The sequence below is a fragment of the Arthrobacter sp. 35/47 genome (assembly GCF_000520475.1).
GTDB lineage: Bacteria > Actinomycetota > Actinomycetes > Actinomycetales > Micrococcaceae > Arthrobacter_D > Arthrobacter_D subterraneus.
Map to the genome: position 1 here is coordinate 32,935 of NZ_KI914619.1, position 8,526 is coordinate 41,460.

Here is an 8,526-nt window from a genome sequence, read left to right on the forward strand (position 1 = left end):
GGCCACGCCCAGCACCACAAGGAGCCAGGCCGGAACGGGATCCGCGAAGCCGTCGGCGGCAATCCTGGTGAGGGCGAACTGGGCAGCGAACACGCCAGCGGCCAGCAGCAGACCCATCGCCACGCGGCCCCGGGCCGCGCTGTCCAGCGGGCCCCCCTGCCGGGGCACCGCCAGCTGTGCGGTACGCGGCCAGACCAGCAGGAATGCTGCGACAACGACCGGCGCCACACCCAGGAAAACCCAGCGCCAGCTTGCCTGCTCTGCGAGCACCCCGGAGATATACGGCCCGATCAGCGAAGGCACTACCCACGCTGCCGCAAGCCAGCCGAACACTACCGGCTGCATTCGCTGCGGATAGGCCCTGGCGATGATTACATAGACGGCAACGATCATGAACCCGCCGCCGAGGCCGGAGACTGCACGTCCGGAGGTCATGATCCAGAAGGCCGGTGCAGTCCCGGATATGGCGAGCCCGGCCACCATGAGTCCCAGCCCGGATGCGAGCGCCGGACGTGGGCCACGCCGGTCGGACCAGATTCCGCCCAGGACGCTGCCGAGCAGGGAAGCGGTCAGATACATGGAGAAGGCCAACCCGTAGCTGGATACGCCGTCCAGTTCCGCCGCAACGGCGGGCATTGCGGTCACCACGGCCATCGCCTCGAAGGCCGCACAGGTGATGATCGCGATGACTCCGATTGTCAGGGGCCGCAGTGATGCGGACATCGCCCCGCCGCTCGGCACCGCCTCGGGTTGGAACATGGTTTCCTTCCAGGCACAGACAAGCCCGCCGGGCAGGCGGCCCGGCGGACTTGTCATCAGGTGCTAGGAGTCTTCCCCTGAGCGCATTGAGCTGTAGATTTCCTTGCAGGTGGGGCATACCGGAAACTTCTCCGGGTCCCTGCCGGGGGTCCACACCTTGCCGCACAGGGCAATGACGGGCTCTCCGGACAGCGCCGACTCCATGATCTTCTCTTTACGGACGTAGTGGGCGAACCGCTCCCGGTCCCCGGGTTCCACTTCCTCGCGCAGTTCTTCGCGCTCGATGGTGGCCGTGGAGGTTCCGGAGTCGCCCGGCGCTCCGTGGGGGCTGTCGTCAAAGGGATCTGCTGGCGTACTCATGGCTCCATCCTACTGCCGATGCTCCGCGCACAGGCGGGACTCATTTGTTGACAGCCACTGCCTCCAGCAGTTCGGGCCCCCGCTTGTCGTACCACGCCCCGCCGATCCGGATCCCGCCGTAAAAAACAGCAGTCCCGACCACCACTCCCGCGCAGAGTGTCAACCAACCGAATACCGTGCTCCCGGTGGCAAGGTAGGCGATTGCCAGTCCGACCTCCGGCGCGAGGAGGACCATCAGGACTACCCAACCGATGCCCTGGATGGCAAGCATGGAGAAACCGGTTCCGGGGGGTGTCTTGAATGGGCTCTCCCCCGGTAGCGGGACGTTGTAGGTGTAGCGCGCTGACACGACGCTGGCAAAGCCGGTGCCCGTCAGTAGGGTCCCGACGGCCAGCCCGAGCATCATGGGCAGATCGGCCAGTGACCCGCTCAGCCAGAGCGGAGCAATGGTGAAGACGAGCACCACGGGAACCGCAAAGACGAGGAGCGCCGCTGCCCTGCCCGCGCGGTCGGCCCGGCCGCTTACGCCGGCCGACAGGTGCATCCAGAACGCGGTGTTGTCGTAGGAGATACCTGCTGAGATCGACCAGGCAAGCAGGAACGCAGTGACCGGGCCGAGGTAGTTCAGCAGGAAAAACCCTCCGGAATCGCCGCTGATGAACCACAGCAGGATCGGCAGCAGGGGCACAACGAGGATTGACGCTGCGTACCTCGGGTCACGGACCCAGTAGGTTAGCGCGCGGGCGGCGACTGCACCGGCGGGTGTGGCCGGCACACGTGCAAACAGTCCCACGTTGCCGCCCGGCTTGCGGCTCACTGCGTTATACGGCGGGGTGACAAGGGCATGGCTGAGGCTGGCATGCCACAGGTACGTCACTCCGGCGATTGCGCCGAGACCGATACCAAGACGCGCCAGCGCCGTGAGCCCGTCGCCGGCAGCGAGATCGGCCGGTATTGCAACAAAGACTCCGAGCGGCGTCCATGCCAGGATGTTCGCCAGTTCTCCGGCGAATTCAGGGGAATTCCGGAAGCCTGCGGTAATGCCCGCGAAAATGGGCCCGAGAAGGACGAGCGGAATGATTGCCACCATTGAGCTGACATCCCTGAACCGGCGGGAAGATGCAAGGGCCGTGCCAGCCGTCGTCACCAGGCGGGAACCCGCTACGCAGAGCAGGACGGCGCAAACGGCGCAGATCGCCGCCGCGAGCGCGGCAATCGGGTAACGGATCCATGTCAGCGTCAGGGCAAGGAAGGCAATCAGCGTGACGGCACCGGGGATGCCGATCACCCCGCTGAGGGTCAGCCCTGTCATGAGTTGTCGCATGGGAATCGTGAAGGTGACAAAGCGGGCAGGATCCAGAGTCATATCGACGCCGGAGGCAACCAGCGGGATGACCACCCACCCAAGCACGGCGGCCGAGCCGCCCAGTACCACCACAGTGCGCATCAGTTCCAGGTCGAGGGCTCCGAGCGCTATCAGGCCGGCAACGATCATTCCGAGCAGGCCGAGGCCGTACAACGCACCAAGGATGACTCCGACAAGCTGCCAGGTACTGCGGCGCAGGGAATTGCGCAGTAACAGGAGCTTGAGCTTCAAGAGGTGCGCAACCATGCCAGTCCCGCCCCTGGATTCCTGCCGCCGACAAGCTCGACGAAGCGGTCCTCGAGGGTCGCATCGCCGCGCACATCGTCGACCGTACCGGCCGCCAGAACCGTTCCGGCGGCGATAACCGCGACGTGATCGCACATTCGTTGGACGAGATCCATGACGTGGCTCGACACGATCACCGTCCCGCCACCACTGGCATAGGTGGCAAGGATGTCCCGGATGTTGGCTGCCGATACCGGATCCACTGATTCGAACGGCTCGTCCAGCACCAACAGCCGCGGCGCATGCACAAGGGCCGAGGCCAGGGCAATCTTCTTCGTCATGCCCGCCGAGTAGTCAACAACGAGCGTTCCGGCGTCCTCGACGAGGTCCAGCGCCTCCAGCAGATCCGACACCCTCACCGCAACCTCCTCCCGGTCCATCCCGCGGAGGAGGCCCGCATAGGTCACCAGTTGCTCTCCGGTCAATCTGTCGAACAGCCTGACGCCATCCGGCAGGATCCCCATCAGCTTCTTGGCCTCCAGCGGCGCCCGCCACACGTCTACTCCATGCACCCATATCTGGCCGTAATCCGGACGCAGCAGTCCGGTTGCCATGGAGAGCGTGGTTGTTTTGCCGGCGCCGTTCGGCCCGACCAGCCCGTAGAAGGACCCCGTCGGAACATCAAGATCGATGCCGTTGACCGCGATCCTGTCGCCGAAGCGCTTTGCCAAGCCGCGCAGGGCCAGCGCCGGCCGCACTCCCGGAGCCTGCGAGCCGCCGGACCGGCCGGACGGTTCCGGCGCAGGCGGCATGGAGGGCAAGGGCTGGGAAGTCATGGGTCCACGCTAACAACGGCGCACGTGCGCCTTCGTCATCCGAAAGGACTAAAAACCGCCCGCACGCTGGTACTGGGGTGCCCACGGCAGATCGGCGCCGAGCTTGTCGGCCGCCCTCGCCCACCAGTGGGGATCCCGCAGCGCGGCACGCGCGATCAGCACCGCGTCCGCTTCACCGTTCCGGATCACCCCGTCCGCAACCCCCGGATCATTGATCAGGCCGACAGCGCCGGTGGGTACCCCGCTGTGCCTTCGGACCTGTTCGGCAAGGTGCACCTGGTACCCGGGCTCGGCGGGTATGACTGCATCAGGAACAGCTCCGCCTGATGAAACGTCGACAAAGTCCACACCGCGCTCGGCCGCCGCTGCGGCCAGACGCCCCGAACTGGCGCCGTCGAGGCCTCCGTCTACCCAGTCCGTCCCGGAAATTCTCAACAGCAGCGGCATGGAATCCGGAAGGACTTCCCGGACTGCGTCGATCACAGCCAGGGTGAGCCGGAACCGGTTTTCCTCCGATCCACCCCAGCGATCCGTGCGGGAGTTCACGAGAGGACTGAGGAACTGGTGCAGCAGGTACCCGTGAGCCGCGTGTATTTCGACCGTGTCGAAGCCTGCCTGGACTGCCCGGGCCGCAGCGGACCGGAAATCCTCGATCGTGGCGAGGATTTCGTGTTCCGTCATGGCCCGGGGCGGAGCATAGCTGCCGAACGGCTCGCCGGTAGGTCCCACCGTCTGCCAACCGCCGTCGCCGGCCGCAACAGAGCCGCGCCTGCCGCTGAAGGGCCACCAGGCGGACCCTTTGCGCCCGGCGTGCGCGAGCTGGACGCCGATCTTCGCGTCCACCGCGCCGTGCCAGTGCACAAAATCGGTGATACGCCGCCATGCCGCCGTATGTTCATCGGTGTAGAGCCCGGTGTCGCGGGGACTGATCATTCCGGCGGCGTTCACGGCGGTGGCCTCGGTGATGATGAGCGCTGCGCCGCCTGCGGCGAACTGGCCCAGGTGCATCAGGTGCCAGTCATGGGGAACCCCCGGCGCATGCACAGCGTCCGCGGAATACTGGCACATTGCCGCCACCCACCCACGGTGCGCCAGGGTCAGGCTGCGCAGCGTAAGTGGGGAAAACAGGCCCGTGTCAGCCATCAGAACAGGGCCCTCGCCAGCGCGCTGCGCGCCTTGTTCACTCTGGGATCGGTAGGGCCGATGATGTCGAACAGCTCCAGGAGCCGCACCCGTGCCGCTTCCCGCTCCTCACCCACAGCACGCGCGATGAACGTGGTGAGCCGCGCGAAAGCATCCTCCACGTGTCCTCCCGACAGGTCGAGGTCTGCCACCGCCAACTGTGCGTCCAGGGAGTCCGGCGACTCTGCGGCGGCAGTGCGCACGGCCGTTGCGTCAGCGTCCTGCAGCCGCTGCATGAGCTGCACCTGCGCCAGCCCGGCTTTCGCGTCGGCGTCGGCGGGCTGTTCGGCCAGCGCTTTGCGGTAAGCCGCGGCTGCAGCTTCATAATTGCCCGCCTCGATTGCGTCGAACGCCTCCTGGTGCAGCGGCGGAAGCGGTGCTTCAGCCGGCTCACCCGCGGTGTCCGGCTCACCGGCAGGAGCGTCGTTCAGGGAGCCGCTCACGCCGTTGGCCTGGGCGACCTTCAGAAGCTCATCGACATAGGTCCTGATCTGGGGTTCTGCGAGCACTCCCTCGAACAGGGGTACCGGCTGTCCTTTCAACACCCCGACGACGGTGGGCACGCCCTGTGCCTGGAACGCCTGGGCGATCCCGGGTTGGGTCTCGAAATCCACGCGCGCGAGCAGGATCCGGCCGGCCTGTTCCACCGCGATTGCCTCGAGCACGGACAGAACCTGTGCCGACTGGTCGCTCCAGGAAGCACCGAGCGCCACGATCACGGACACCTGCGCCGACAGCTGGACCAGCTGCGGGAAGACCTGCTCGGTGACGTCGACAATATAAGGACTGCTGCCGGGGGCGGCAGCCGCGGGCGCCGGGTTCGCTGCACCCGGTCCGCCCTGGGCGCCGGCCGGCGCGTTGGCTGATTGCGCCCGGGACTTCAGCGCGGACAGGTCGACAGCGCCGCGCAGGTTCATCGACGACGGCGCGGGGCCGCCCGGAGTGTTGGGAGTGCTCATGCTTTCACCTTATTACTGAAGCCGACATCAATGGACAACTCGAATCCGTCCGGGATTCTCCGGGTCAGCGCAGTTCTGCAGAGAGCAGCTGCTGCGCAGCGCCGATCACGGTGATCTTCTGATCGCTGCCGGCCGCCGGAACGTACATCATGACCGCCTCGCCGTAGCGCACATCAATACCTTCCTCCGTGGACTCCTCACCCGTGAGGGTCTCGTAGACCGTGCCTTCCAGCGCGATCGAATCGCCGGGTCCTTCGGGAACGCTGCTGTAGGTGTGGTCGAGGTATCCGAACACCATCGCTCCCCCGTCCCCGGTGGAGATCGCCCTTGTGTGCTCGGGCACGGGCTTGTGGGTGAAGGTGATGTCTGCGGAGTCATTTCCTGCATCGGCCACCACATCGGACTGGAAGGAAGTGATCGCGTCCGCGAAGGAGTTGGGCTCGAAGGTTGCCGCGTTGCGCCCCTCCGGCCTGGTCAGGTAATCCGCGATGGCGGCGACCGCGTCCTCGGGAGAGGCAACAAGCTCCTCACCGCCGTCGACGGGCAACATCTGCAGCCCCTCCGGCGTCCCGGCCGTGGGGAAGGTGGTTCCCGGCAGCATCTGGATCGACGAAGTAAGCCTGTAGTTCGACCGGGGATCATCCTGTACCAGTACCAGCGCCTGCGGGACCGGATTGGACTCTCCCTGGGTGAGGGCGACGACGGTGCGCGGCCACTCACTGCCGGTGGGGATCATGCTGGTGAGGACGGGATCCGCTGCCACAGGGGTGGGCGCTGCCACCTCGTCGGCCTGTGACCGGACTGAATAGTTGGCGGTTCGCAGCGAAGCGGCCGCACCGGCAACGCGGGACTCAAGCAGTGTTGCGTCGGCCGCGGCGTCGGCCTCCGCCACCGTGGTGGCCACGGATGCCAGAATCCGCTCAAGCTGGGTTTCCAAAATCACGGGGTGCTGTTCCGCAGATTCCGCTTCAGCCGATCCGGAAGGCGCTGCGGGTTTGGTCCCAGTGGCGTGGCCGGCCGCGGTTCCGGAAAGCCCGAGCGCGACGGTGAGTCCGAGGGCAGCCAACGGCCGCACCGGGTGGGCCGTGAAGCTGCTTCCCCGGGGGCCGCGGCGTCCCTCGTTCCGGGCACGGGCACGGGTGCCCGCGGCAGCCGGGTCGCGGCTGGGCCTGCGCGGCTTCGTGAAGCCAAGGGCCACACCTAGAACCAGCAGGAGTGCTCCGACGATGATCAGCGGGACGGCCCAGGGAGTGGCTGTGTCATTGGGGCTGGTGATGGAAACTGCAGTCGGCGCGGGAGTTTCACCGTCCGCGGCGATGAGGATCGACCACTCGCCCTCCCCCGGGTCCAGCCAGCGGTGGGTCAATGAACCGTCAGCGGTTTCCTCGCTGGTCCAGAGATCGGCACCGCTCGGATTGGGAACGGTCTCCTCGCCCTCGGTGAACTCGGTGGCCAGCTCTTCCTCGCCGATACCGGTGACCGTCAGGTGGGCGGCATCCGCCACCCAGGCGTCGACGTCGGACGCCCTCCCGACCGCGAGGGTAAAGGTGCCTTCGGACTGGACTGTGATGTCGATATCCTCAGCGTCCCCCTCCTTGGCGCCGGCGTCGATGACCGTCACCGGGCCGCTCTGCGCATCGGCGGGGACCGAAACCGTCACCGTTTCCGGCGGTGCCCACCAGGTGAGCTGGCCGATGCCCAGCAGTACCAGCAGCGCGCCGATCGCCATGACGGGAGCAGCAAGAGGAAAGCGCACTCGAGAAACCTAACGTTGAAATGGGTGGGCCCGGGTGAGCCGGGCTGGCGGGACTAGATCCCATCGTAACGAAGATGTCTCAACGGAACCTGAGCGTCATCGCAACCGCACTTCCCAATGGCCCGGACACCGCCGGCGACTCCCGCGCAGCGCGTGCCGGTCCTGTTAGTGTTTCGCTAGTTGAGCAACCGGTGTTGACCGTGCCGACACGCAAACGAAAGCGGACCATACGTGAGTGAACGCGAGGACGTGCCGATCAGCGAGCCCCTGCCCCGCCCGGCGTCGTCAGTGAACCAGACGCCGGAAGAACCCGGCGCAGAGGAGCCGGCAACCCGAGTGGAACCGGCACCCCGAGTGGAGCCGCGCCGTCGGGGACTGGGGCCGGCCATGACCCGGCTGCGTTCCATGGTGCCGGTGGCGCAGCCCCGGCCGCGCTTCGAGTTCCCGCCGGAGCGCGCCGGCAGGGTTCCCGTGGACGAGTCGGTAAGCATCGGCGATGACCGGCTCAAGTTCGGTGGTGCGCAGCCCCGCTCCATGCGCCAGCACCCGATCCACTTCGGGTTCATGGCCAGCGTCGGGGTGGGACTGGCACTGCTTGCGTATTTCATGATCACCAACGTCGGTCAACTGCTGGTCTGGATCGGCGCCGCGCTGTTCATTGCGCTCGGCCTCGACCCCATTGTGCGCTGGCTTGAAGGGCGGAGGGTTCCGCGTCCGGCAGGGATCACGCTGGCCCTGGTGATGCTGGTCGGCATCATCGTCGGGTTCTTCGCGGTGCTGATCCCCACGATCGTCTCCCAGACCGGCCAGCTGGTCGAGCGGGCTCCGGGCTACGCGAGCGACTTCCTCGCCTCCGATTTTTTCCAGACAATCGACCAGCAGTTCCAGGTGCGCGAACGCGTCACGGATGAGGTCGACAAGTTCTTCGCGGACTCCGAAGCAGTCGGCGGGATCTTCGGCGGCGTGCTTGGTGTGGGCACTGTCATCCTCAACAGCATCTTCGGGGTGCTGGTCATTCTGGTGCTCACCCTGTATTTCCTCGCCTCGCTGCCGGGCATGAAGAAGTGGGCATACCGCCTGGCG

8 protein-coding genes are annotated in these 8,526 nt (G+C 66.5%); 1 reads left to right on the top strand and 7 read right to left on the bottom strand.

Annotation, left to right across the window (positions count from 1 at the left end; genetic code table 11):
- The 7 genes from X803_RS20580 to X803_RS0115675 all read right to left on the bottom strand — a co-directional run.
- A partial coding sequence (locus X803_RS20580) for an MFS transporter (protein WP_162149241.1) occupies positions 1-759 on the bottom strand: 759 nt, incomplete at its 3' end.
- Between the two features lie 63 nt (positions 760-822).
- Positions 823-1,119: a DUF3039 domain-containing protein gene (locus X803_RS0115650; protein WP_026545862.1), complete on the bottom strand. Its 297-nt coding sequence runs from the start codon at positions 1,117-1,119 to the stop codon at positions 823-825.
- A 40-nt stretch (positions 1,120-1,159) separates the two neighbouring features.
- On the bottom strand, positions 1,160-2,731 hold the full coding sequence (locus X803_RS0115655) for a hypothetical protein (protein WP_026545863.1): 1,572 nt from the start codon (positions 2,729-2,731) through the stop codon (positions 1,160-1,162).
- Complete coding sequence (locus tag X803_RS0115660; protein WP_051470843.1) at positions 2,713-3,522, bottom strand: ABC transporter ATP-binding protein; 810 nt, start codon at positions 3,520-3,522, stop codon at positions 2,713-2,715. The genes X803_RS0115655 and X803_RS0115660 overlap by 19 nt, the downstream gene beginning before the upstream one ends.
- A gap of 72 nt (positions 3,523-3,594) precedes the next feature.
- The gene (locus X803_RS0115665; RefSeq protein WP_026545865.1) at positions 3,595-4,689 is read right to left on the bottom strand and encodes an NADH:flavin oxidoreductase/NADH oxidase; all 1,095 of its coding nucleotides are present in this window, start codon (positions 4,687-4,689) and stop codon (positions 3,595-3,597) included.
- Complete coding sequence (locus tag X803_RS0115670) at positions 4,689-5,687, bottom strand: tetratricopeptide repeat protein (RefSeq protein WP_026545866.1); 999 nt, start codon at positions 5,685-5,687, stop codon at positions 4,689-4,691. The genes X803_RS0115665 and X803_RS0115670 overlap by 1 nt, the downstream gene beginning before the upstream one ends.
- A 64-nt stretch (positions 5,688-5,751) precedes the next feature.
- On the bottom strand, positions 5,752-7,443 hold the full coding sequence (locus X803_RS0115675) for a DUF8094 domain-containing protein (RefSeq protein ID WP_156930095.1): 1,692 nt from the start codon (positions 7,441-7,443) through the stop codon (positions 5,752-5,754).
- A gap of 387 nt (positions 7,444-7,830) precedes the next feature.
- Between X803_RS0115675 and X803_RS22900 the strand changes: the two genes are divergently transcribed.
- Positions 7,831-8,526: AI-2E family transporter (locus tag X803_RS22900; protein ID WP_253907499.1), on the top strand; the 696-nt coding region annotated here is incomplete at its 3' end.